Raw genomic sequence first — 22,414 nt, 5'->3', positions numbered from 1 at the left:
CGCTGGGCGGGACGGGTTTCGACCTCAGCGGTCGGGGCAACACTGCTCACCATGATTGGGAAGCTGCGATCCACCGTGCTCGACTGCCGAAACCCGCGATCACTGGCGGAGTTTTACGCCGAGGTACTGGGAGGCACTCCGGTCGCCGGCGGCGACGACGACTGGGTGGTGCTGACGGACCCGGCGGGACGGCGGCTGGCATTTCAACGGGCACCGGAGCACAAAGCGCCCGAATTCCCCGATCCGACGGGCTCCCAACAATTTCATCTGGATATCGAAATCGACGATATCGACGACGCCGAGCGGCAAGTCATTGCGTTGGGAGCCACCCGGGTGACCGGTGCTACCGAAGATGACGCCTTCCGGGTGTACCGCGACCCAGCCGGACACACCTTCTGTCTGGTGTGGAGCGTTGACCCGTACGCGTGAGACACGCTATGCGCATTGGTTCTAGAGCGGTGCAGGCACCTCTCCGCTGTTGTGGAGCTCATAGCCTGGGCACCGGCAGGTATGGGCTTGCCAAGCAGCCGAACAGGTTTGGCGTTTCAACCGCCGCTACGCGGCCAGCTTCAGCAGTGCCTCATGCAGCGTCGGGTACACCGCGATGATCTCGGTGATACCCATCAGAGTCAGAGGCCTGGCGGTAACCGGGCCTTCGGCGACGATAAGAAATGCGGTATCACCGGCAATTCCGTCGTAGGCGTCGATGAGCACCCGCAGTCCGTGAGAGGCCAGGAAATCGACGTCGGACAGATCGACGATCAGCGCGGCCGGGTGCTTGTCCAGTTCGGTAGCGATGGCGGCTTCAAACATGGCCGCGGTCAGCATGTCGACAGTTCCGCTGACCGAGAGCACTACGGCGTTTCCCGACGTCGTCGTCCCAATGGCACAACCGGGCGCAGCGTTGGAATGCTCAGAAGGATGTGTCAAAGGTCCTCACAAGGGTTCAGCCGGTGATTCACGGGCGCCTGGACTCACAGGGCTTGGGCTGAACCTGGCAAGCGATTGCGCAACAAAAGTGTAACAGCGCCAATATCGGCAAATTACGCCTCTGCGGCGGCCCACCGAGGCAGCCTGGCCTTTAGGCTGTGGCAGCCGGCACAAATGCAGCTGTGATAATCGACGGCGAACCCTGGAGCGGCCCACAAGGAGGAGATCAACAATGGTCGACGAGGCTGCTATGCCTGACCGCGACCAACCGTCGGACCCTGGCGGTTGCACGTTTTCTGCCATCTGGGACGGCCGGGTAGCTGTGTTAGCCGCAGTAGGGACCGTGGATGCGCTCACCGCGCCGCAGTTGACCGAGGCTTTTGATGCGGTCCTGAAGCAGGATCCGTCAGCCGTGATCATCGATCTGACCGGCGTCGACTTCCTTGCATCGGCAGGGATGAGCGCACTGATAGACGCACGTGAGAAGACAGCCGACTCCGCGTATTTCAGCGTCGTCGCGTCAGGCTCCGTCACCAGCCGGCCGATGCGGCTCGTCGGGCTTCACGAGATCCTCCCGCTGTTCGAAACTCTGGCTGAGGCGCAGAAAGAAATTCCCGATGCATGACCATCCGCAGATGTGGGTATGCCGCTCGCACTTATGAACCACTCCGAAGACTCTCGGACCGCTCCGAAGTCAATTGATCAGTCGCAATGCACCTGGGAGCAGGTAGCTGCGGACCCCATGACAGCAGCACGGGTGCGCACGGAGTTGGGCACCTGGTTGCGCGCGAACGTCGGAACCGACAGCCCGCGGGTCGATGACATTTTGTTGGCCGTTTATGAAGCATTCGCCAATGCCGCCGAGTATGCCTACGTCGAATACACCACACCCGGGACCGTCGACGTGCAGGCCAAATTTGACGCCGAGGCCGATACCCTCACCGTCATCGTCACCGATCACGGCCGGTGGAAACAGCCCCAGATCGATTCGACTGATCCAGCACACCGGCTACGGGGGAGGGGAATCCCGTTGATGAAGGCGCTGGCGAGTGAAGCGTCGATCAGGACCACTGGGGTTGGCACCCAGGTGCAGCTGACCTGGCGCGGACTTCTCGGTGTCGCTTCGTAAGTAGTCGCTTCGAAAGTCGGCCGCGTCGTCTCACTTTGTTGGTAGCCGTACCACCTGCACGAAAAACTGGTCGATCTGGCGGACAGCACTGATGAACTGGTCAAGGTCGACCGGCTTGGTGACGTAGGCGTTGGCGTGGAGCTTATAGCTTCGCAGGATGTCCTCTTCTGCGGATGAGGTGGTCAGCACGACCACCGGGATCGTGCACAGGTCGGCGTCGGACTTGATCATTTCCAGTACCTGGCGGCCGTTGTATTTCGGCAGATTCAGGTCCAGCAGGATCAGATCTGGCCGCGGAGCGTCCTGGAACGCGCCCCGCCGGTAGAGATAATCGAGGCCTTCTTGTCCGTCATGAGCGACGTGCAGCGTGTTCAGGATCTTGTTGTGCTCGAATGCTTCTCGGGTGATCAGCTCATCGCCGGGGTCATCCTCGATGAGTAGGACGTCGATCACCTGACCGGGTGGTCTCATCTGGAAATTCCTCCGCGACATCACGTCCTGCGATAGAACACCTGGGTCACGCTACGTCTCATCAGCGATGTGGCGTCGGGTTTCGTGTCCGCCGGGTGTATTCGGATCGTCATCTTGATGGTCCAGCTGCTTCTGTAGCTCGCGCTGATCCGCAGTCGCCTGGGTGGCGTCTTCCGGTGTCTGTGGGGGGATGTTCGCCTGTTCCATGCCTCAGAGTCACCCGATTCGCAGATGCCGAAACCGGAGGCATGCCGTTCAGGAGGCTTCGGAGGCGCTAAGTGCCTCAGCCAGCGTCGAATACAACGGGAAGATCAAATCGACGGACATCATCTTCAGTGGTCGGCTGGTGCCCGGGCCGTCAGCCACCACCCCGAACTTTGCTTTAGGTGCGATGTACTCATGAGCTGAGATCAACACCGTGATACCCGTAGACGCCAGGAAGTCCACCGCGGACAGGTCCACGATGACCACGGACGGCTGCTCGGGAATCACGTTGAGGATCGCCTCGGTCAACTGCGGCGCAGTCAGCGCATCAATGTCGCCACGAACCGATACCACGGCCGCACTGCCGACCCACGTCTGTTCGACACCAAATGCCACCACGCGCCTGACCTCATCCTTCGCTTCCAAAAACCGTCGACAGAATAACCGAGTGGCACAAGGAGCAGCGGCGAGAAGGACGTGACCGCCGGGTGTCGAGTGGGAGGATCGACGGCGTGGACGTGTACACCCGCAATAACGTGAAGGTTCTCGGAGCCGAAGACGGACCGACTGTGATGTTGGCCCACGGTTTCGGCTGCGACCAGAACCTGTGGCGGCTGGTCACCGAATTGCTCGCTCCGAATTTTCGAGTGGTGCTGTTCGACCACGTCGGCGCGGGTGCGTCCGACCCATCTGCGTGGGATGCCCAGCGGTACAGCTCGTTGGCCGGTTACGCCGCGGACGTACTGGATATCGTGCGGGAACTCGACCTGCACGATGTGGTCTTCGTCGGACACTCAGTTGCGGCGATGATCGGGGTACTGGCCGCCGTCGCCGCACCTGACCGCTTTGCCAAGCTGGTGCTGCTTACACCGTCGCCGCGCTACCTCGACGATGACGGCTATCGCGGCGGCTTCTCCCGCGCCGATATCGACGAGCTGCTCGATTCGATGGAAAGCAACTATTTGGGCTGGTCACAGACGATGGCGCCGAACATCATGGGCACCCCGGATCGGCCCGAACTGGGCGATGAGCTCACCGACAGCTTCTGCCGCACCGACCCTGCCAAAGCGCTGGTGTTCGCGCGCACCACGTTTCTCTCCGACAACCGAGCCGACCTGCGTAACGTCACTGTGCCGACCCTGGTCATCGAATGCGCGCATGACACATTGGCGCCTCGCGAGGTCGGAAGCTACGTGCATGAACAGATTGCCGGCAGCGCGATCGTCACCCTCGATGCCACTGGCCACTGTCCGCACTTGAGCGCGCCGCAGGACACCGCGGAGGCGATCGCTGCGTTCGCCGGTCCGACCTGATGTCCGGCGAGCACGAAGCGGTGAGGTCCCCGACGGAGGTCAACGTCGAGGACTACTACGAAAACGCCCCCTGCGGCCACGTCCTGGCGTGGCCGGACGGACGAATCGCGCGTATCAACGCCACCCTGGCCGATTGGCTGGGCTATGAGCGGGCAGCACTGCTGGGCACGCCGTTCACAAATCTGCTCACCGTAGGTGGTCGCATCCACTACGAGACACATTTCAGCCCGCTCCTGCAGTCCCAAGGTCAGATCAGCGGGATCGCGGTGGACATCGTCGCTGCCGACGGCACTCGATTGCCCGTCTTCATCACCGCCAACGTCAAAACCGATGACGATGGGACGCCGCTCCTCGTGCGTATCACCGCACAGGACGCCCAGGATCGGCGCTCCTACGAGCGTGCCTTGTTGGAAGCGCGCCAAAGCGCAGACACCGAACGGGCGAGGGTGCAGGTGCTGGCGACGACGCTGCAGCGCTCGCTGCTGCCGCCAAAGCTGTTCCCTCCCGAGGGGTTGGCGGCGGCGGCCTATTACCACCCGGCCTCTGACGACGAGGTCGGTGGCGACTTCTACGACCTTTTCCCGCTCTCACAACACAAGTGGGGTTTTTTCCTCGGCGATGTTTCCGGTAAGGGACCCGGCGCCGCCGCAGTGACATCGCTGACGCGCTACACGCTTCGCGCAGCCGCCGTCTACGACGACGATCCCGTGGCTGTCCTGCACAACCTGAACACGGTGCTCCGTCCGGAATTCCGGGGTGACGAACCCCGGTTTTCCACCGTCATCTTCGGAGTTCTCACCAAGGAAGACAACGGGTTTGATATCTACCTCGCTAGTGGTGGCCATCCGCCCGCGCTCTTTCTCGGCGCCGGCGGGGAGGCGAGGTACATCGATACCGACGGCGGTCAGCCCGTCGGGCTCATTGCCGAACCAAGGTTCGTGTCGAGGCGCCTGCACCTGGGTCCGGGCGACACCATGGTGCTCTATACCGACGGATTGACCGAGGCGCGTACCGGTGTGGGTATCGAACGGTATGACGACCAGAATGCGCTGCTCGAATTCGCCGGGGCGCGAGCTCCGAGTAGCGCCGTTGCCATCACCGAGGCAATCCGCGTACTGCTATCCGGCTTCGGTAGCGGTTTGCAGGACGACGCCGCCGTGCTGGCGCTGGGCGTTCCCCGCGCCTGAGTCCCGGTAGCCCGTGATCGTTTCGGGTCGACAGACCCGGGTACTCGCCCTCGACGGAAACGATCCGTAGGAGGCGAGGCAAACAGCATGGTTCAATTCGGCTATACCCTGATGACCGAGCAGAGCGGCCCCAAAGAACTTGTGAGGTATGCCGTTTCGGCGGAGGACGCCGGCTTCGACTTCGAGGTGTCCAGCGATCACTTCTCGCCGTGGCTGACCACCCAGGGGCATGCCCCGAATGCGTGGACCATGTTGGGGGCGGTGGCGCAGGCCACTGATCGGGTGGAACTGCTCACCTATGTGACTTGCCCGACGATGCGTTACCACCCGGCGGTCATTGCGCAGCAGGCGGCGACCCTGCAGATCCTTGCCGATGGGCGGTTCACCTTGGGGCTTGGCAGCGGCGAGAACCTGAACGAGCACGTCGTCGGCAAGGGGTGGCCGGCCATCGATCGGCGCCAGGACATGTTGGTCGAGGCTATGCAGATCATCCGCGAACTCCTCAGCGGCGAACTGGTCACCTGCAAGGGCGACTATTTCGAGGTCGACTCGGCACGAATCTGGGATATCCCCGATGTCCCGGTGGCGTTGGGCGTCGCGGTATCCGGCGAGAAGTCGGTCGATAGGTTTGCGCCGCTGGCCGACCATCTCATTGCCGTCGAACCAGACCAATCCCTCGTCGAAGCCTGGCACAGGACCCGTCGGGCGACAGGGCTGGCCACCGACAGCCGAGTGGTGGGGCAGATACCGATCTGCTGGGACCAGAACCGGGACAGGGCAATTGAGCGTGCCCACGACCAATTCCGGTGGTTCGCCGGCGGCTGGCAGGTCAACGCCGATCTACCGACTCCCGCAGGGTTTGCCGGCGCCACCCAGTTCGTCCGGCCGGAGGATGTCGCAGAGTCGATCCCGTGCGGCCCGGATCTCGATGCCATCGTCGAAGCGGTTCGCGCCTACTGGGAGGCTGGCTTCACCGATATTGCACTGGTCCAGGTGGGCGACGAAGGCCAGGCGGACTTCTTGAAGGAGGCTGCCGGTCCGCTGCTGTCTGCACTTCGCTCCGAAGCCAAGGGCGGCGCGGCCTAGAGAAGCCCGCCGATCGGGCTGACTTCAAGATGCTCCAGCAACTCACGCGCATTCTCGAAAACCGCGCTGGCGCCGGCGTGTTCGAGTTCGCCACGGGAGAAGCCTCCACTGAGCACACCGATACTGAGCAATCCGGCGCGCTTACTGGCTTCAGCATCCCAGACCGCATCGCCGACGAAGACCGCCCGATCGGCACCCACGCCAGCTCGCTCCAATCCGATCCGAACGAGATCGGGTTCGGGTTTGGCGGTGGACACGTCCTCCGACGATGTCGCAGTGGAAATCAGGTCTTCGCTGTCGAGCACTTTCCGCAGGGTGGAAAGTTCGTCCTCTGGCGCAGAGGTGGCCAGGACCACCTGCAGCCCCAGGGACGTGATGCGGTCCATCAGTGCGCGGGCACCCGGCAGTAGCTGCAGCAAGGACGTCGTCTCGCCGTAGTACTGCGTGTGCAAATCCTTCAGGCGGTGCGCCGTATCGTCGTCCGCTCCGCCGGACAGCGACGCAACCAGCTCGGAGCCGTCCATCCCGATCGACCGGTGGATGCGCCAGGCCTCAACAGGAATGGCAACCTCCGCGAACGCCCGGACCCACGCGTGGACATGCAGATAGTTCGAGTCGACCAGGGTGCCATCGATATCGAACAGAACAGCTGGCGCTTTCTTTTCTTCGCTCACGTTGCACCAATGCCCCGTGCGTGGCATCTCAAACTTTCGGTACCGCGAAGAGTGGGTAGTCTTCCGGACGCACCAACTGCGCCCGAGCCAGCGACAATGCGGGGAAATCCATCCATGGTCACCGAAGCCGGACAGCGTCACCACCTAACGCGTGACCGCGCGGCGGTGTTCTGTCTGTTCGCCTCCTTCGGGATGGTGGTCGCCACCTGGGCGGTACACCTTCCGTCGATCAAGGACGTCACCGGCATCTCGACCTCGCTGCTCGGCGCGATTCTGCTGATCCTCGGCGCAGGGGCGCTGGCCGGTATGCAGATCAGCGGAGTTCTCGTCGACCGATTCGGCAGTGGACCCGTCGGCGTCCTCGGGGTGGCCGGGATGGCGGGGGCGCTGCTACTCCCGCTTGCGGCAACAACGTGGGTCTGGGCGGCGGCCGGTGCCTTCGTGCTCGGTATCGCAACGGGCACCGCCGAAGTGGGAATGAACGCGGCCGCGGTCGACGTCGAACGTGACTACGGACGCCCTATCATGGCGGCGTTCCACGGGGTGTTCTCGATCGGAACGGTACTTGGCTCGCTCATCGGAGCAGCCGGATTTGCCCTCGCCGCAGGAGTCTTCGCGACAGGCGCGTTCGTCGCCGCGATCGCGCTGGTAGTCGTCGGCACGGCCGCGGCGGTGCTGTTGCGCAGACAACGCACGTCCCAAGGACAGCACCACACGACCGGCGAGCCCACAGCGCAGGATGACCAAACGGCACCACGTGGTCGGGTGGTCATGCTCGGAGTGCTCGCGTTCCTGCTCTTACTTGCCGAGGGCTCGGCGATGGATTGGAGCAGCCTGCATGCCCAGCAGCACCTCGGCGCCACCCCGTCGGTGGGTGCGCTGGCTCTGGGCTGCTTCGTCGCGGCGATGACCGTCGGACGGCTGACCGTCGACCGGATCGCGGCGCGGGTTGGCCCGGTACGGGTGGTGCGTTGGTCGGCGGTGACGGTCGCCATCGGATTTGCCATGGTGATCGCCTCGCCGATGCTGGTGCCCAGCCTCGTTGGCTGGGTAGTGGTCGGCCTCGGCTTGTCAGGCGGAGTGCCCCAGGTGTTCACGGCCGCAGGCAATGTCGGTGGCGGCTCGGGACGGTCACTCTCGCGGGTGGTGGGTACGGGCTATGTGGCAGTCCTGGCTGGGCCGGGTGCCATCGGCTGGCTGGCTGACCGGATCTCGCTCAACACAGCGTTCGCGCTGCCGCTGTGTGGAGTCTTGATCTGTGTCGTGATGGCGGGTGCGGTCGCTCCCGGCCGCACGCGGTTGCCGTAGTCGTGCAACGATCCGATCGTGGCGTCGGCGCGGATCTTTCATCTGGGGCTCAGCGGCCAACGGTGGCCCGTTGCGGTGGCTGCCGCCCTGACCTTCGGTACCGGCGCCATTGACGTTGTGACTCTCACCCATCTTGGTGGGGTCTTCGCCAGTGTGATGACCGGCAATCTGGCGTTGATGGGGCTCGGAGTGGCGCGGGCCGATACCGGCATCTTGACCCACACCGCGATCGCCGTGCTGAGCTACGTCGCCGGTGTTGCGCTCGGCACGAGAATTATCGGCACTCGCGAAGAGGTCGCCGCGGTGTGGCCGCGAAGGGTGACGGTGACCCTGGCCGTGCAGTTGATAGTGCTGATCGCCTTCGCGATTGGATGGGTGATCACCCGCGCCGAGCCCAGCGGCATCTCACAGCTGGTGTTACTCACGGCGGCGGCGGCGAGCATGGGCATGCAGAGCGCAGCGATGCGTGGGCTGGGCGCGGCAGTGGCGACCACCTACTTGACCGGCACGTTGACCAGCCTGGTCGCCAGCTGGCTCGGAAAGCCCGGGCCGCGCAGCGATATCGCCGGTGTCGCGTCGCTGAGCGCGGCGGTGGCCGGCGCCGCCTGCGGCGGCGTCGCGTTACTGACCGCGCCCGTTGTGGCGCCGCTGCTGACGCTGATTCCCCTTATCGCAGTTCTGGCAACGGCCAAATATCGCCATAGCCCGGTGGGCTCAGGCGAGCATGCCGAGTAGCTGGTTGAAACACTCCGTCATCGACGGGTGGGTGTAGATCTCGTCGCGCAGTTGGCTTGCGGTGATTCCGTGGCGCATTGCCAAGGCAACGGTGTTGATCACTTCGTGTGAGTCGTAGCTCAACAACGCTGCGCCCAGGATCTCGTCGGTGTCGGCGTCGACGACAACTTTGAGCATTCCCTCGGTCTGCTCGACGATGCGGGCGCGTGCAACTGTGGCCAGCTTGGCCACCGGACTGGAGGCCACCTTGATCCGGTGTCCCGATGCCCTGGCCTCACGTTCGGTCAGCCCAACCCTGGCCAACGGGGGTGTGATGAACAACGTGTTCGGGACCGCTTTGCGCCGTGCCGTACTGCGGGGGCTGGCTGCCCCGGTCAGTTGATCGAGGATGATGCGGTGATCATCGAGCGAGATGTAGGTGAACTGCGGTCCGCCGTTGACATCGCCGATGGCGAAGATATGCGGTTGGCTGCTGCGCAGGTATTCGTCGACCACGACCGCGCCATTGACGGCAGTCTCGACACCAGCGGCGGCCAGGTCGAGGTGTGCTGTCACCGGAGTCCTGCCCAGCGCGACCAGCACGGTGTCCGCGTCGATGGTGCGCGCTGTGCCCTCTGAGCGGAAGTGCACGGTGGCCACCGTTGTGGCATCGGCACCAGTGGCAGTCTCCACACCGGTGATATCGGCCCCGGTAATGATGTCGATGCCTTTGGCGGCCAAGATATTTCGGACGGAAAGTGCTATCTCATCATCCTCCTGCGGCAGGATCCGCTGCCCGCGCGCGAGGACGGTGACGTGCGCCCCATAACTGGCGTGCATGGCAGCGAACTCCAGACCGATATACCCACCGCCGAGCACGACGAGGTGCGTCGGTCGATCGCGCTGCACCAACAGCTCGGTGCTGGTGACCGCGACCGGGCATTCGGCGAGGCCGGGGATCGCCGGTAGTACCGGCTCCGACCCGGTGCCGATGACGATGAAACGGGCCGCAATGGTGACAGTGCCATCGTCGGTCGCCACCTCGACTGTGGTGCTGTCAAGGAAATGTGCCGGGCCGGTGACGACCGTCGCGGTCTCGATCGGATCGAATGACGCCAGGTTGACGGCTCGCAGACCGGCGGTCAATACTGCGGTCTTGTCCACGGCGGCGGTGTAGGCCTGGGGTGTGACTTGGTCGAGAGAGAGTCGTTCACCTTGGTAGACCATGGATTTGGTGGGCACACAACCAGTGTTGATACAGGTGCCGCCGTACATCCTTGCGGACGCTTCGACGAGCATCACCCGCCAGCCACGTCGGCCTAAGTCGGCCGCAAGTGTCTTGCCGCCCTTGCCGAACCCGAGGACAACAAGGTCCACCTCGTGTCGTGTCACTGCGCTCTCCCGTTGTGTCGCGCGTGCCAAAAGTCGTTGTTGCGCGATCAGAGCGTAGCTGGATAGCTGCCGGGTGCTTGCACCGTTAATATGCGTGGCTGTTTTGACGGCGAGGGGAGACCGAACTAGTTGGCGAGGCTGAAAATACAAGCAGCCCCGCCGTTTCCGGCGGGGCTGCTGTACTTCTTCTGCTAGGGAGAAGTTTTAAGGCATGGGCTAGTTCATGTTCCAGGGCTCGCCGTAGGTGGTGACGCTGTCACCGGAGCCGCTGATCAGTCGGGCGAAGGGCCGCAGCAGCACGCCGCCGGCGGCACCGGTGACGGTGCCGTGCGCATTGGAGACTGCGACTGCGCCGTTGGGGCCGGAAACATCGACCGAGAAGGTGGCGACTTCCTGGATGCCGGGGCCGTTGCCCAGGTCAGCCGAGATCGACACGCCGGGGAACAGGTTCGGGGTGATGACCGAGCCCAGCGGGTTGAAACCGGTCGGCGACAGGTCAGCGTCGTCGAGCAGGATGTTGGGGGTGGAGTAGGAGAAGTTGATGCCCACGCCCAGCGACCACGGGAAGCCAACCTGGTAGCCCAGTTCCAAGGTGCCCGAGAATTCGTCGGAACCGGCGCCGGTCACCGAGTACACGGCGCGACCGGAGTGGAACCACTCACGGGTCAGGCGGTTGCGGTCCAGCGGGAAGACGCCGTTGAGGAAGGTGTCCCACTGCTGAATGGTCAGGGTGCGTCCCTGGCCGTCCACCAGGGAAAGCTCATTGTCCAGACCGGCATGCGAAGTGCCCGCGCCCACGAACAGAGCCGACAAAGCAGCGATGAGCGCTACGAGTACTCGACTGATGGCTTTCATGTTCTCCCTGATTCGCCGGCGCAGATGAGGGCTTTCACAGCCGTTTTTAATCCTGCGCACATTTAGTTGACCCGAGGAACCTAACAGCATGTCGTCAGCTGCGCGACATGTACCGGCAACCCGCACCGAATGGATAGGTGACCGGCTGTCGGCGCCCGATGGCCGGACCCGAGTGCGTCGGTACCCTCGCGGTAATGGCAGACCCGCAGACCGTGGCGGCGGAACCCGTCCGGCGCACCCGACGGTGGCTTCGGCTGCTGACCGTCGGCACGATCCAACTCCTCCTTCTGGGCGTGCCGTGGTGGACGCTGCTCTCGGCAGGAAATCGATGGCCGAACGTGGTGGTCGTCCTCGGCACACTGTTGTTCGTCATCGCCTTCTTCGGCTTGCCCGCGATGATGATGCTGGGCCACGGGCGCAGACACTTGGACTGGGCGGCTGTCACCGCTGACGCACTACTCGGCGCTGTCTGGGTGCTTTTCGTCTGGTCGGTGCTGGCCCAGTTGCTGCGGCTGGCGTTGTTCGTAGCCGGTGTGCAGGATCCCATTGCCTCGCGGATTACCGCTGCGGCGGTCGGCGTCGTCGTCCCCGCTCTGCTCGCGTGGGGTCACCGCGAGGCGATGCGGGTACCGCGGACTAAGCGCGTCGACGTCGCGGTCGCCGGCCTCGGCGCCGGGCTGGACGGGCTGCGGGTGGTGGTCATCACCGATACCCACTACGGGCCGATCGACCGTGCCCAGTGGTCGGCGTCCGTCGTCGACCGGGTCAACGAGCTCGACGCCGACATCGTCTGCCACGTCGGAGATATCGCCGATGGCACCGTCGCGGTCCGGCAGGGTCAGGCGGCCCCACTCGCCGCGGTGCGGGCCCGGCTCGCGCGGGTGTACGTCACCGGCAACCACGAGTACTTCAGCGAAGTCCAGGGCTGGCTAAGTTATATGGAAGCCATCGGTTGGGACGCGCTGCGCAATCGGCACCTGGTCATCGAACGAGGCGGCGATCGGCTGATCATCGCGGGCGTGGACGACGCGACCGCCCAGGCCTCCGGTATCGACGGGCACGGCGAGGACCTCGATACGGCGATGGCTGGCGCTGATCCACAGCTACCGGTGCTGCTGCTCGCGCACCAGCCCAAACAGATCACCCACGCGGTGCAGGCGGGCGTGGACCTGCAGATCTCCGGCCATACCCATGGCGGGCAGATCTGGCCGTTCAATTTTCTGGTCAGGATCGATCAGCCGGTGGTGCACGGGTTGAGCAGGCACGGCGAACGCACCCAGCTCTACACCAGCAGGGGCACCGGTTTCTGGGGCCCGCCGTTTCGCGTGTTCGCACCCAGCGAGATCACGGTACTTACGCTTCGCCCCGAGTAGGGAGCATCAGCGCAGTGAGAGGACGACCTTGCCCTTGGCCGTCCGGTTCTCCAATGATGCGATCGCCTCGCTCGCGCGCTCCAACGGATAGATATCGGGGTCAGGAGCAGGAACCGCGCCGGACGCCAGTAGCGGTTCCAGCTCAGCCCACTGCTCGGCAAGGTAGCCGGGGTGCGACATCGTCCACGCGCCCCAGCCGACACCGACGGCGTCGACGTTGTTCAGCAGCAGACGGTTGACCTTGACCGTCGGGATATCGCCGCCGGTGAAACCGACCACCAGCAGCCGCCCACCCGGTGCCAGAGAACGCAGCGAGTCAGTGAACCGGTCACCGCCGACGGGGTCGACGACGATGTCCACTCCGCGACCGTCGGTCAGCTCTTTGACGGCGTCCTTGAACCCGTCGGCAAGGACGACATCGGTGGCCCCTGCCGTCTTCGCGATTTCGACCTTCTCGGCGGTACTCACCACCGCGATCGTGCGGGCCGCGCCAAATACCGGCGCCAACCTCAGCGTCGACGTGCCGATGCCACCGGCAGCGCCGTGCACCAGAACGGTTTCGCCGTCCCGCAGCCGTCCACGTTCACGAAGCGCAAAATGCACGGTGAGGTCGTTGAACAAGATGCCGGCGCCCGCCTCGAAGCTCACCGCATCTGGCAGCTTGAACACCCGCTCGGGCTCGAGTGCCACCACCTCCGCCATCGCGCCGAAGAGCATCGTCAACCCGGCCACGCGATCTCCTGGCGCTACATGCGCGCCGGGCGGAGCGCTCCGCACGACTCCGGCGATCTCGGCGCCAGGGATATAGGGCAGCTCGGGTTTGTACTGGTAGAGACCACGCGACTGCAATGCGTCGGGGAAGGCGACACCCGCGGCGTGCACCTCGACGACTACCAAGCCGTCGCCGCTCGGCTCATCGAGCTCAACAAGCTCGACAGCTTCCGGTCCGTCGAGTCGGGTTATCTGGATGGCGCGCATCGCGGTATTCCTCTCGTCACGTGCTACTTAAGCACTGAGTGTTTTCGCAATCTCCGGGGCCATCGTCCGGACCGCCGTCACCAGGTCCAGGTAGGTCTGCCGAATATCGGCACGGCCGGCGTCCAGTTGAAGTGAGAAGAAGCAACCGTCGGACACGGCAACCGCGAACGGCGCCAGTCGGGCGGCGATCCGGCGCGCGGTGTCCGGTGGGTAGTCCGCATCCAGGATCGAGATCAGGATGCTGTCGAAGCACTGGTACGCCGAAGCCCGCACGGATTCGATCAACTCGGATGCCGCAGAGTCATTTTCGCTGTCGAGGCTGAGCATGAAGAACAGCCGCAGGAACAACGGGTTTCCTGCGACCGCTCCCGCGGCGGTCAGCACCTGACTCTCGACGTCGGCGGAGTCGACGGGCGCGTCGGCGTCGGTGCCCCAGACCGGTAGCGCCGCGAACCACCGCTCCGCCCCGCGCTCCATCACTGCAGCCAGTAGCTGCTGCTTGTTCCCGAAGTGGTGATAGATCGACGTGGGTGGTAGGCCAGTGGCTTTGCAGATGGCCGAGATAGACGTGCCCGCATAGCCCCGCGCGGCCATCAACTGCTCGGCGGCATCGAGAATCCGGGTGCGCGATCGATTGCCGCGCTCTTGCACCTTGCCGCAGGGGCGAACCATGGCTAAATTGTAGTGATCGATACATACATTTGGCAATCAACAGGAGTCTGAGATGCTCGCGACCAAAACTGCAGTGATGACGGGCGCAAGTCGGGGACTGGGCTGGCACGCCGCGCTCGACATCCTCACCCGAGATCCCGACCGTCACCTCGTGGTCACCGTGCGATCTACGAAAGATGAACTGGCGCGGAAACTTATCGCTGCCTCTGGGAATCCGAACGTTTCGGAGATCGACTGTGATCTGGCCTCACTGATCAGCGTTTCCGCTGCCGTCGAGAACATCCGGGATCTGGCCGCCCGCGAGATCATTCCGCCTATCGATCTGATTGTCGCCAATGCCGGAGTCCAGGTGGGCTCTGTCACGCAGGCATCGGTTGACGGACTAGAAATGACCTTCGCCGTCAACGTGCTCGCCAACTTCGCACTGGTCCACGGCTTGACCCCTGCCCTGCAGTCACCAGGTCGGGTAGTGATCACCGGGAGCGATGTCCATTTCGGCGATTTCGCACACACTATGGGACTCATCCCCGCACCAGAGTGGGGGAATCCGGCGGTCGTGAGTCGCCCAGTCGTGCCCGGCGACGAAAAGGCACGACGCGGTCAAATCGCCTATTCGACAAGCAAGCTGGGCGTCGTCTACCTCGTCCACGCCCTGGCCCGCCGACTGCCGGCGGGAGTGGATGTCTACACGTTCAATCCGAGCCTCGTACCGGGCACCGGGTTGGCTCGCGACTACGGTGCGCTCGGTCGGTGGGCCTGGGACAGGATCATGCCGCTGCTGCGTTTCACGCCGCTCGCGATGAGCGCCCAGCAGGCCGGTGAGCTGTTGGCGAATGCCGCCGTCGGCCCACGGCCAGGTGACACCGGCTCCTACATCGACCGGGGGTCGGTGGTGCCGTCATCGGCGGAGTCCTACGACCCCGCGCGCGAGGAGCAGCTCTGGGACTTTGCTGACGGTCTCCTGAGTGAAATCGGCCGATAGCGGTTCGGCAGCGCTAGGCTCGACCGGTACGGTCCCCGACGACACCTGACCCAGGCAGCGAGAACGGCTTGAGGTATCGGCAGCACAGCGTTCCCGTCACGACGTTCGATGCACAGACGCAGCAATGGACAGATCACTGTGCGGCTGGCGATGTCGAGCTGGACCAGCTGACACTCTCGACATTCAATATCTGGTTCAAGCCATACTTCGCCAAACAGCGTTACCGCGCGATGGCCGAGCTGCTGTGCCGAAACCCGCCGGATGTCATGGTCTTTCAGGAGGTCACCCCGGCGGCCCTGGCTGAGTTCGCGGCCCAGTCGTGGATTCGAGAAAGCTACTGTCGCGTCGAGGTCACCGGCGCGGAGCACGGAAACTACGGCATGCTGATGTTGTCCCGCCTGCCGATCACCCGTGCCACCTACACCCCGCTGCCGACTAAGGCGACCCGCGGATTCCTGGCGGCCGAGTTCACCATCAACGGCCATCAGCAGGTCATCGGCTCTATCCACCTCGACAGCGGAAAGTCCGCCTGGTGGCTGCGTGCGTGGCAGCTCCGCAGGATCTTCTGGGTCCTGCGAAAATGGCAAAACGTAGTCGTACTAGGGGATTTCAATATGCGCGACAGTGAGAACGGCCGGATCGGCAGCCGTTATCGCGACCTCTGGCCCGTTCTGCGGCCCGGCGACGCCGGCTATACCGAGGACACCGCGATCAATCTGATGCGCCTGGACAGCAAAGACGAGCACCGGCAGGTTCGCTTCGACCGGGTGCTGCTCAAAGGATCCGGCTGGGGACCCGCTCATATCGAACTACTGGGCACCGAACCCATTTCGGCCGAACACCCGCGGGTGTTCCCGTCCGACCATTTCGGGGTGCAGTGTCAGCTCGTTCGTAGCGCAGCCACGTAAGGAGAACAATGTCAGCCACATCAGATGAGCAGATTCCGAGTGTAGCGTCCGGCCACGTCACCGCCGAGCAGTTCGACGCCAGCGTGAACCCTCTCGATATGGTCGGCGACGGCCCGGGTGGCGCCTGATGCCTGACGATCCTATCGACGTCGTGCTGGACGCTGCGACCCTGTTGTACGTCAACGGCCAATCCACCGAGATGACGCTGACTGCCGTCGAACGGCTCAACCGTGGGTTTGGCACGTCAAGCACTCTGGTGCCGGCCTGGGCGTCGCTACTGCTCGTCGGGCCGAGAAACGCCATCCGCGTAGCCGCGGTCTCGCCGACCAGCATCAGTATGCGGCGCGTTGCCGCAGTGATGGCCTCCGTCGATCGTGCCCAGGACGGCCCGTTGGATCCCGCAGTGGTCCGTCGTGAACTGACAGCGGCGCAACATGAATCGGTCTCGGGCACGGCGATCTTCGTCGCCGCCTGCGCCACCGGGGCCGGTGCGCTCGCAGTGATCTTCGGCGCGCATCATCCCGCCACCGTGCTGGTCGCCGCGTTCAGCGCCGCCATGGGCGGGCTGGCTCGACGCGGCTTGGGCCGCATCGGATTCGGGATCCTCACCCAAGGTTTCGCGGCGGCGCTCATTGCGGGACTGGTCGGTGTCATCGCCGCACATCTGGACGTGGTCGATGCCTTGAGTCTGGTGGTGCTCTGCCCGGCCATGGTCCTGGTGCCCGGACCCCACATCCTCAACGGCGCGCTCGATCTGCTGGCGCTACGGATGACCCTCGGCGCAGCGCGCCTTGGCTATGCTGCCCTGGTCCTGACGGCGATCGCGGCCGGGCTCATCCTCGGGCTGGCGGCCGACGGCCGCAGCCTGTCCGTCGCACAGTCCGGGGCTGCGGTACCGCTGTACGTCGACGTGCTGGCGGCAGGGGTGGCGGCCGGTTCCTATCCAGTGTTCTTCTCGATGCCCTACCGGATGATTGGCTGGCCTGTCGCGGTGGGGATGCTCGGCCACGCCACCCATTGGTGGGCGCTTACCGTCTGGCATACCGACATCGCCACCGCCGCGCTGATCTCCTGCCTGATCACCGGAATCTTGTTGATCCCTATCTCGCACTCGCTACGAATACCTTTCGCCGCCATCGGTTTTGCCTCAGTCGTCGCGTTGGTTCCCGGTGTCTACGTGTTCCGGATGCTGGCCGGGGTGGTGCAGTTTGCGACGGTGCCGACATCGGCTCTGCTGACCTCACTGACGTCCGACGGCGCGGTGGCGGCCTTGGTGATCACCGGGATGGCCACCGGGCTCGCGGTACCGATGCACTTTTACGCGGTGCTGACCGCAGCCGCAGACAAGCGCCGCGCCCAAGCGAAAGGCGCATGACATGTATGACGGTTGCAGTTCACACACCGAGGTGGCCGCGGCGCTACCGCGGCGGGCCGACGGCACGGCGGTAGGAATCTGACCCTTCGCGGCGCGGCCGTGAATCTATGGCGATTTTCGACGCCTCGGACCGCCCAGGCTTCACAAACGCGTGGCCGGTGCCCCGGGGACTCTCCTATTGCCGACGCTATGTGCGAGTTCACCATCAGGGCTGTGGGTGGCTGCGGTTCGCGGCTATTCGACGACCATCAACGACCCTGGTGGTGAACTCGGCCGTAGCATTGGCGAGGGACTAATGGGGCTGGTCAATCCTACTGGGAGCTAACCGCTCTCAGACGCGATCCCGGTTGCCGCGGGTGGAACCAACCGCAGTGTGGGCATGACAACAACGGGCCGGGCTGGAACAAGATCAGCCTGCCCCAGATCGACCCCGTTGGACTTCGCGGTCACGCAATACCCGAGCAGCCAGCAGACGAACCACTCGCCACCCCCCCTAAGGCGATGGCACGATGTGCGCCGGTCCCATAACCATCAGTCTGAAGTACCGTTTCCTCGCTGTTTCCCGATTAGCCATGCGGCGGCGGTAGCTTCGCGATCGTGACCTCGGCCGTCGCGATGCCTGCGCTGCTCGACCCGATGTTCTGGCTCGGTGAGAGTGGACCATTCGGCACGGCGGTTCTCATCGGCGTGGTGCTGATCATCTTCGTCGAAACCGGACTGCTGTTCCCCTTCCTGCCCGGCGATACCCTCCTGTTCACCGCCGGTGTGATCGCCGCGCAAGCGGGATCGGCCGTCGAAATCTGGACGCTTACGCCGTCCGCCGCCGCCGCGGCCTTCCTGGGCGGCCAATGCGCCTACCTCATAGGACGACGATTGGGACCTGCGCTGTTCAAGAAGAGCGATGCACGGTTCTTCAAACAGCGCTACCTGACGTCCTCGCACGACTTCTTCGTCAAGTATGGCGCCAAAACTCTCGTCATCGGCCAATTCATCGGCGTGGTAAGGACATTCGCGCCGGTGGTGGCGAGCATCTCCGGAATGCCCTACCGCACCTTCGTGGTCTTTAGCGCGCTTGGCAGCATCGCCTGGGGTGTCGGTCTGCCGCTCGTTGGGTACTTTCTGGGCAATATCGCCTTCGTCGAGCAGCACGTCGAGCTGATCGTCCTGGCGATCGCCTGCCTGTCCGCGTTGCCTGTCATCGTCTCGGCAGCAAAGGCTATTGCCTCACGGATGCGACCGGGAACCGTCGAAAGCCACCCCGGGGCCTGACGGGTACCGTATCTGGTGCAGTGCTTCGTACATGGATGTCAGGAGATACGTTATGCCGGTTACCGTGCTTCTCGAGCTGAGGTTCAAGCCCGAATCAGTCACCGAGGCAGCCGAAATCTTCCGTCGGGAGCTTGCCAAGACCCGCGGGTTCGACGGGAACCTGGTGACTGACGTGATTATCGACGAAGACGACCCAGCCCACTGGATCATCTACGAAAGCTGGGCCACCGTCGAAGACGATGAGGCCTACCGCAGCTTCCGCGCCGGTGACGGAAAGATCACCGATCTGCCGCCCCTGTTGGCAGCTCCCCCGGTGAAAACCAGGTACACCACCTCCGATATCTGACCAATTTGCTTATGCAGCAGGAAAGTTCGTCACCCCGGTGACGAACTTCTGGTAGCTCTGAGGTGAAACGCCGCAGGTCTTTTCGGGCAGGACGGCGATAGCCCCTTAGGACGCCTCAGCCAGTGCCGGATGATCGGCCAACCGCAGCATGGTTGCGGGTTTGTATCGCCGGCAGACACCGTCGGGCGTGACCACGAAGTCGAGCGCGCCGAAGTGGGTTTCGGCGCGAGCGATGAGCCGCTGCACCTGAGCCAGGTCGGTGGTGTCGGCGGCGATCGCCAGCACCCGGTCCGATCCGTGGCCCTGGAGTATCCGGACGAGCGCGGCGGCATGTCGATCCGTGACCACCACGCGGTGGCCCGCGCGCAACAGATCGCGTGCGATGCGGTGGGCGGTGTCGGTGCCTGCGTTGGTGACCAAGTAAACGTGCATGAAATTGAGTCAACTCGCTCAAGCTAGGTGCCGGTTAGCAATCAGATAGGTGCTGGCTCTCGGTATGCACCACGGATTGGACTTGCGGGTCCATTTTACGATTGGCATCGTCGATGCCATGACACTCGATCACTACTACCTCCTGGGCCGGTCGGGCCTGCGCGTGAGCCGGCTGGCACTGGGCACCATGAACTTCGGCACCGGCGGATATCACGCCGCCTACGGCAAGACCGCCGACGAAGCCCGGCCCATCTTTCGTCGCTACCTCGACGAGGGCGGCAACTTCATCGATACCGCCGACTTCTATACCGGCGGCGAGAGCGAGACGATTCTTGGTCGGCTCATCGCCGAGGCGAAGGTCCGCGACCGGGTGGTACTGACCACCAAATTCACCAACAGCGTCGAGGCCGGGGATCCCAACGCCGGCGGCAACGGGCGCAAGCACATGATCCGGGCCCTCGACGACTCGTTGCGCCGATTGGGTACGGATTACGTCGATCTGTTCCTGCTGCACACCTGGGACCGGTTGACTCCGGTCGACGAGGTACTCCGGACCTTCGATGACCTGATCAGGGTGGGAAAGATCCGCTACGCCGGACTATCCGATGTGCCCAGCTGGTATGCGGCGCAGGCCCAGACCTTGGCGGAGGCGCACTCACTGGCACCGATGATCAACCTGCAATTGCCGTACTCGCTCGTCGAACGGCAGATCGAGGTCGAGCACATCGACATGTCGCAGACCCTCGGCCTCGGAGTCACCGCCTGGAGTCCGTTGGGTGGGGGGTTCCTCAGCGGAAAGTACAAGGCCGATCACGGGCTCTCAGGTGATGGGCGGTTGAGTATCCCAGGGGCATCGGGACTTTCGCTATCCGATCGTGACTGGGCGCTTCTGGAGCCCCTTCAATCGGTTGCCGACCAACTGGGTGCGACGATGGCCCAGGTTGCGGTCAACTGGGTGGCCACCCAGCCCGGTATCGCGTCGGCGATTGTCGGTGCCAGCAGCGCCGAACAGTTGGGCGCCACCATGGCCGCCCTCGACTTCGAAATACCGCCGCAGTTACGTAAGGAACTGGACGAGGCGAGCGCCGTACCGCCGGAATCGGTGTACCGGATGTTCACCCCGGGGTATCAGAACCAGCTGATCAGCCCGGGGAGCAAGGTCGGTGATAAACCGACGGGATATCAACGCGCAGTGCGGAACTGGATTCCTATCGGCTAGACCCGGGCCGCGACGAAGGCTGCGGCCCGGTCGACCAGCCCCGTCGGCACGTACCTGTCGTGGTTGACGACGCTTCCGCCGTCGGAGCACACCGGGTCGCCGGGGACACACAGGTCAGTGGTCTTGGCGGCATACAGCGGGCCGATGGTGACGGCGGGCTCTTCTACCGCGCTCATGAACTTCGGTGAGGGCTTTCCGAACAACACAACCGCGGCGACGTGGTCGGCAATATCCGGCGGCATCGGGGACGGAGCGCCGGCAGGTGAGCCCGGTGGGATCGAATCCGCGGTGGCGAAACCGATCACCGCGGCGCCTTGTGAATATCCGCCCAGCACCATCTTGGTGTTGGGACAATTCGCCGCAGTGGTTTGGATATGGGCGCTGGCGTCGCTGATCCCGATTACCCCGGTCGGAAAATCGCTGCTCGCCGGGTACTGCACGGCGTATACACCCACGGACTGGGGACTGACATCCTCACGCACCGCGTCGACGAATGCCTGACCGATACCGCCGACACCTGGCGCCTCGGTGGTGCCGCGGGCGAAAACCACCTCGACATCGGGACATGAATCAGCCACGGCCGGCGCTGCCGGTCCCACCAGCAACCCCCATACCGTGACCAGCGAAGCGCTGACTGCGCGAGCGATAGAGCAAATGGGCACGGACTCTCCTATGGGTTCGACGCAGCGTTCCACGGGTGATTCATAGCTAAACATCGCGCATGCCCGCGGCACTCCACAATTGAGACCAATTAGCCGGTCAGAGTCGTGCGGGCCCAGTCGTCGAACGACTGCCAGCCGACACTGGGGTATGCGGAGCGCAATGCGGGGAGGTCGGCGCTATAGCCGGTTTCGGCAAGGAAACCGAACATCGACCGCATATCCTCCGAACCGATGTCCTTGGGGTCGGTGCTGATCAGTTCGACGGGCCGGCCAAGGACGTCCTGCAGCACCGACGCCATGTGAGCCGGGGTGGGGTTATCCGATGCGATATCGACCCGCGCACCCCGTGCGCCCGCAGGATCGGCGAAGATCGCCACGACGAACCGGCCGAGGTCGCGGCGAGACAGCTGTTGCAGCGGCATATCGGCCGGGATGGGCAGTTCAAGGCGACCGGCGCGGATATCGTCAAGACCGCTGAGCAGGTTGTCGTAGAAGTAGGTGGGCCCGACGATCGTGTAGGACAGACCGGAGCCGGCCAGCGACTGTTCGACTGCGGCTTTGCTGTCGAAGTGGGGGATGCCGGTGTGCTTATCGGCATCGGATACCGACGAGAAGACCAGATGCGGGACCTGCGCGCGCTCTGCTGCCGCGATGATCGTGGCACCCTGTTCGAGTTCGGCTGACGGGCCGTCTTCGAACGGCGTCGTCAGCGCGAAGACGCCGTCCACTCCGGTGAACGCCGCGGCGACGGAATCGGGGTCGGAGAGGTCCGCGGCCACCACTTCCACGCCGGAACCGGTCAGCTGTTGAGCCCGCCGCGATGTGAGATTGCGGGTGATGGCCCGTATCGATGCGCCGGCCTCGGCCAGGGCAGCGACGACTGCACCACCCTGCGCGCCCGTTGCCCCCAGAACTGCGTACTTTCCGTCCACGTG

General features: G+C 64.1%; 27 protein-coding genes. 15 read left to right on the top strand and 12 right to left on the bottom strand.

Going from position 1 to position 22,414, the window contains the following annotated elements:
- Positions 1-51 precede the first annotated feature (51 nt).
- Positions 52-429 carry a VOC family protein gene (locus tag ADBZ9O_RS01690; RefSeq protein ID WP_526527774.1) on the top strand — a complete coding sequence of 126 codons (378 nt, stop codon included), beginning with the start codon at positions 52-54 and terminating at the stop codon, positions 427-429.
- A gap of 126 nt (positions 430-555) precedes the next feature.
- Here the strand turns inward: ADBZ9O_RS01690 and ADBZ9O_RS01685 are convergent, their stop codons facing one another.
- Positions 556-930 (bottom strand): STAS domain-containing protein, encoded by a 375-nt coding sequence (locus tag ADBZ9O_RS01685; protein WP_526527772.1) that lies wholly within the window; start codon positions 928-930, stop codon positions 556-558.
- A gap of 232 nt (positions 931-1,162) precedes the next feature.
- Here ADBZ9O_RS01685 and ADBZ9O_RS01680 point away from each other — a divergent pair, with 232 nt between their 5' ends.
- Both ADBZ9O_RS01680 and ADBZ9O_RS01675 read left to right on the top strand, forming a co-directional pair.
- Complete coding sequence (locus ADBZ9O_RS01680) at positions 1,163-1,555, top strand: STAS domain-containing protein (RefSeq protein WP_526527770.1); 393 nt, start codon at positions 1,163-1,165, stop codon at positions 1,553-1,555.
- 117 nt (positions 1,556-1,672) lie between these two features.
- Entirely contained in the window at positions 1,673-2,059 is a 387-nt protein-coding gene (locus ADBZ9O_RS01675) for an ATP-binding protein (protein ID WP_526527768.1), read from the top strand.
- Between the two features lie 30 nt (positions 2,060-2,089).
- On the opposite strand, the gene ADBZ9O_RS01670 is transcribed toward ADBZ9O_RS01675, so the two are convergent.
- The 3 genes from ADBZ9O_RS01670 to ADBZ9O_RS01660 are packed head-to-tail and all read right to left on the bottom strand — an operon-like array spanning position 2,090 to position 3,133.
- Positions 2,090-2,530, bottom strand: coding sequence for a response regulator (locus tag ADBZ9O_RS01670; protein ID WP_526527766.1), 441 nt, complete (start codon positions 2,528-2,530; stop codon positions 2,090-2,092).
- 51 nt (positions 2,531-2,581) lie between these two features.
- Complete coding sequence (locus tag ADBZ9O_RS01665) at positions 2,582-2,737, bottom strand: hypothetical protein (protein WP_526527764.1); 156 nt, start codon at positions 2,735-2,737, stop codon at positions 2,582-2,584.
- A 48-nt stretch (positions 2,738-2,785) separates the two neighbouring features.
- Positions 2,786-3,133, bottom strand: a complete 348-nt coding sequence (locus ADBZ9O_RS01660; RefSeq protein WP_526527762.1) for an STAS domain-containing protein — start codon at positions 3,131-3,133, stop codon at positions 2,786-2,788.
- 113 nt (positions 3,134-3,246) lie between these two features.
- Between ADBZ9O_RS01660 and ADBZ9O_RS01655 the strand changes: the two genes are divergently transcribed.
- The 3 genes from ADBZ9O_RS01655 to ADBZ9O_RS01645 all read left to right on the top strand — a co-directional run bounded on the left by ADBZ9O_RS01655 (position 3,247) and on the right by ADBZ9O_RS01645 (position 6,320).
- Positions 3,247-4,047, top strand: coding sequence for an alpha/beta fold hydrolase (locus ADBZ9O_RS01655; RefSeq protein WP_526533780.1), 801 nt, complete (start codon positions 3,247-3,249; stop codon positions 4,045-4,047).
- Positions 4,047-5,234, top strand: coding sequence for a PP2C family protein-serine/threonine phosphatase (locus ADBZ9O_RS01650; protein ID WP_526527760.1), 1,188 nt, complete (start codon positions 4,047-4,049; stop codon positions 5,232-5,234). The genes ADBZ9O_RS01655 and ADBZ9O_RS01650 overlap by 1 nt, the downstream gene beginning before the upstream one ends.
- 87 nt (positions 5,235-5,321) lie before the next feature.
- A complete protein-coding gene (locus tag ADBZ9O_RS01645) occupies positions 5,322-6,320 on the top strand; it encodes an LLM class F420-dependent oxidoreductase (RefSeq protein ID WP_526527758.1) in 999 nt (332 codons plus the stop codon).
- On the opposite strand, the gene ADBZ9O_RS01640 is transcribed toward ADBZ9O_RS01645, so the two are convergent.
- A complete protein-coding gene (locus tag ADBZ9O_RS01640) occupies positions 6,317-7,021 on the bottom strand; it encodes an HAD family hydrolase (protein ID WP_526527756.1) in 705 nt (234 codons plus the stop codon). The two genes, ADBZ9O_RS01645 and ADBZ9O_RS01640, sit on opposite strands and share 4 nt — an antisense overlap.
- 87 nt (positions 7,022-7,108) lie before the next feature.
- On the opposite strand from ADBZ9O_RS01640, the gene ADBZ9O_RS01635 reads away from it, so the two are divergent.
- Positions 7,109-8,302, top strand: a complete 1,194-nt coding sequence (locus ADBZ9O_RS01635) for an MFS transporter (RefSeq protein ID WP_526527754.1) — start codon at positions 7,109-7,111, stop codon at positions 8,300-8,302.
- Positions 8,303-8,320: 18 nt separating this feature from the next.
- On the top strand, positions 8,321-9,037 hold the full coding sequence (locus ADBZ9O_RS01630; RefSeq protein ID WP_526527752.1) for a YoaK family protein: 717 nt from the start codon (positions 8,321-8,323) through the stop codon (positions 9,035-9,037).
- On the opposite strand, the gene ADBZ9O_RS01625 is transcribed toward ADBZ9O_RS01630, so the two are convergent.
- Positions 9,017-10,408 carry an FAD-dependent oxidoreductase gene (locus ADBZ9O_RS01625; RefSeq protein ID WP_526527750.1) on the bottom strand — a complete coding sequence of 464 codons (1,392 nt, stop codon included), beginning with the start codon at positions 10,406-10,408 and terminating at the stop codon, positions 9,017-9,019. The two genes, ADBZ9O_RS01630 and ADBZ9O_RS01625, sit on opposite strands and share 21 nt — an antisense overlap.
- A 216-nt stretch (positions 10,409-10,624) precedes the next feature.
- Complete coding sequence (gene mspA, locus ADBZ9O_RS01620; protein ID WP_526527748.1) at positions 10,625-11,263, bottom strand: porin MspA; 639 nt, start codon at positions 11,261-11,263, stop codon at positions 10,625-10,627.
- Positions 11,264-11,457: 194 nt separating this feature from the next.
- Between mspA and ADBZ9O_RS01615 the strand changes: the two genes are divergently transcribed.
- On the top strand, positions 11,458-12,636 hold the full coding sequence (locus tag ADBZ9O_RS01615) for a metallophosphoesterase (RefSeq protein ID WP_526527746.1): 1,179 nt from the start codon (positions 11,458-11,460) through the stop codon (positions 12,634-12,636).
- 6 nt (positions 12,637-12,642) lie between these two features.
- Here ADBZ9O_RS01615 and ADBZ9O_RS01610 read toward each other — a convergent pair whose 3' ends face one another.
- Both ADBZ9O_RS01610 and ADBZ9O_RS01605 read right to left on the bottom strand, forming a co-directional pair.
- Entirely contained in the window at positions 12,643-13,614 is a 972-nt protein-coding gene (locus ADBZ9O_RS01610) for an NADPH:quinone oxidoreductase family protein (RefSeq protein ID WP_526527744.1), read from the bottom strand.
- 27 nt (positions 13,615-13,641) lie between these two features.
- Complete coding sequence (locus tag ADBZ9O_RS01605; protein WP_526527741.1) at positions 13,642-14,286, bottom strand: TetR/AcrR family transcriptional regulator; 645 nt, start codon at positions 14,284-14,286, stop codon at positions 13,642-13,644.
- 52 nt (positions 14,287-14,338) lie between these two features.
- On the opposite strand from ADBZ9O_RS01605, the gene ADBZ9O_RS01600 reads away from it, so the two are divergent.
- The 5 genes from ADBZ9O_RS01600 to ADBZ9O_RS01580 all read left to right on the top strand — a co-directional run bounded on the left by ADBZ9O_RS01600 (position 14,339) and on the right by ADBZ9O_RS01580 (position 19,166).
- Complete coding sequence (locus tag ADBZ9O_RS01600) at positions 14,339-15,268, top strand: SDR family NAD(P)-dependent oxidoreductase (protein WP_526527739.1); 930 nt, start codon at positions 14,339-14,341, stop codon at positions 15,266-15,268.
- Positions 15,269-15,336: 68 nt separating this feature from the next.
- Positions 15,337-16,176: an endonuclease/exonuclease/phosphatase family protein gene (locus ADBZ9O_RS01595; protein WP_526527737.1), complete on the top strand. Its 840-nt coding sequence runs from the start codon at positions 15,337-15,339 to the stop codon at positions 16,174-16,176.
- A 127-nt stretch (positions 16,177-16,303) separates the two neighbouring features.
- Positions 16,304-17,551 (top strand): threonine/serine exporter family protein, encoded by a 1,248-nt coding sequence (locus tag ADBZ9O_RS01590; RefSeq protein WP_526527735.1) that lies wholly within the window; start codon positions 16,304-16,306, stop codon positions 17,549-17,551.
- A 597-nt stretch (positions 17,552-18,148) separates the two neighbouring features.
- Complete coding sequence (locus tag ADBZ9O_RS01585; RefSeq protein WP_526527733.1) at positions 18,149-18,820, top strand: VTT domain-containing protein; 672 nt, start codon at positions 18,149-18,151, stop codon at positions 18,818-18,820.
- Positions 18,821-18,872: 52 nt separating this feature from the next.
- The gene (locus ADBZ9O_RS01580) at positions 18,873-19,166 is read left to right on the top strand and encodes a putative quinol monooxygenase (RefSeq protein ID WP_526527731.1); all 294 of its coding nucleotides are present in this window, start codon (positions 18,873-18,875) and stop codon (positions 19,164-19,166) included.
- A 105-nt stretch (positions 19,167-19,271) separates the two neighbouring features.
- Here the strand turns inward: ADBZ9O_RS01580 and ADBZ9O_RS01575 are convergent, their stop codons facing one another.
- A complete protein-coding gene (locus ADBZ9O_RS01575) occupies positions 19,272-19,598 on the bottom strand; it encodes an SDR family NAD(P)-dependent oxidoreductase (RefSeq protein WP_526527730.1) in 327 nt (108 codons plus the stop codon).
- A gap of 118 nt (positions 19,599-19,716) precedes the next feature.
- Between ADBZ9O_RS01575 and ADBZ9O_RS01570 the strand changes: the two genes are divergently transcribed.
- The gene (locus tag ADBZ9O_RS01570; protein ID WP_526527729.1) at positions 19,717-20,817 is read left to right on the top strand and encodes an aldo/keto reductase; all 1,101 of its coding nucleotides are present in this window, start codon (positions 19,717-19,719) and stop codon (positions 20,815-20,817) included.
- Here the strand turns inward: ADBZ9O_RS01570 and ADBZ9O_RS01565 are convergent.
- Both ADBZ9O_RS01565 and ADBZ9O_RS01560 read right to left on the bottom strand, forming a co-directional pair.
- Positions 20,814-21,479, bottom strand: a complete 666-nt coding sequence (locus ADBZ9O_RS01565) for a cutinase family protein (RefSeq protein ID WP_526527728.1) — start codon at positions 21,477-21,479, stop codon at positions 20,814-20,816. The genes ADBZ9O_RS01570 and ADBZ9O_RS01565 overlap by 4 nt on opposite strands.
- An 89-nt stretch (positions 21,480-21,568) precedes the next feature.
- On the bottom strand, positions 21,569-22,411 hold the full coding sequence (locus tag ADBZ9O_RS01560) for an NmrA/HSCARG family protein (RefSeq protein ID WP_526527727.1): 843 nt from the start codon (positions 22,409-22,411) through the stop codon (positions 21,569-21,571).
- Between the last annotated feature and the right edge of the window lie 3 nt (positions 22,412-22,414).

The organism is Mycobacterium sp., assembly GCF_965229105.1.
GTDB lineage: Bacteria > Actinomycetota > Actinomycetes > Mycobacteriales > Mycobacteriaceae > Mycobacterium.
This window is presented reverse-complemented; position numbering and strand designations above follow the sequence as displayed.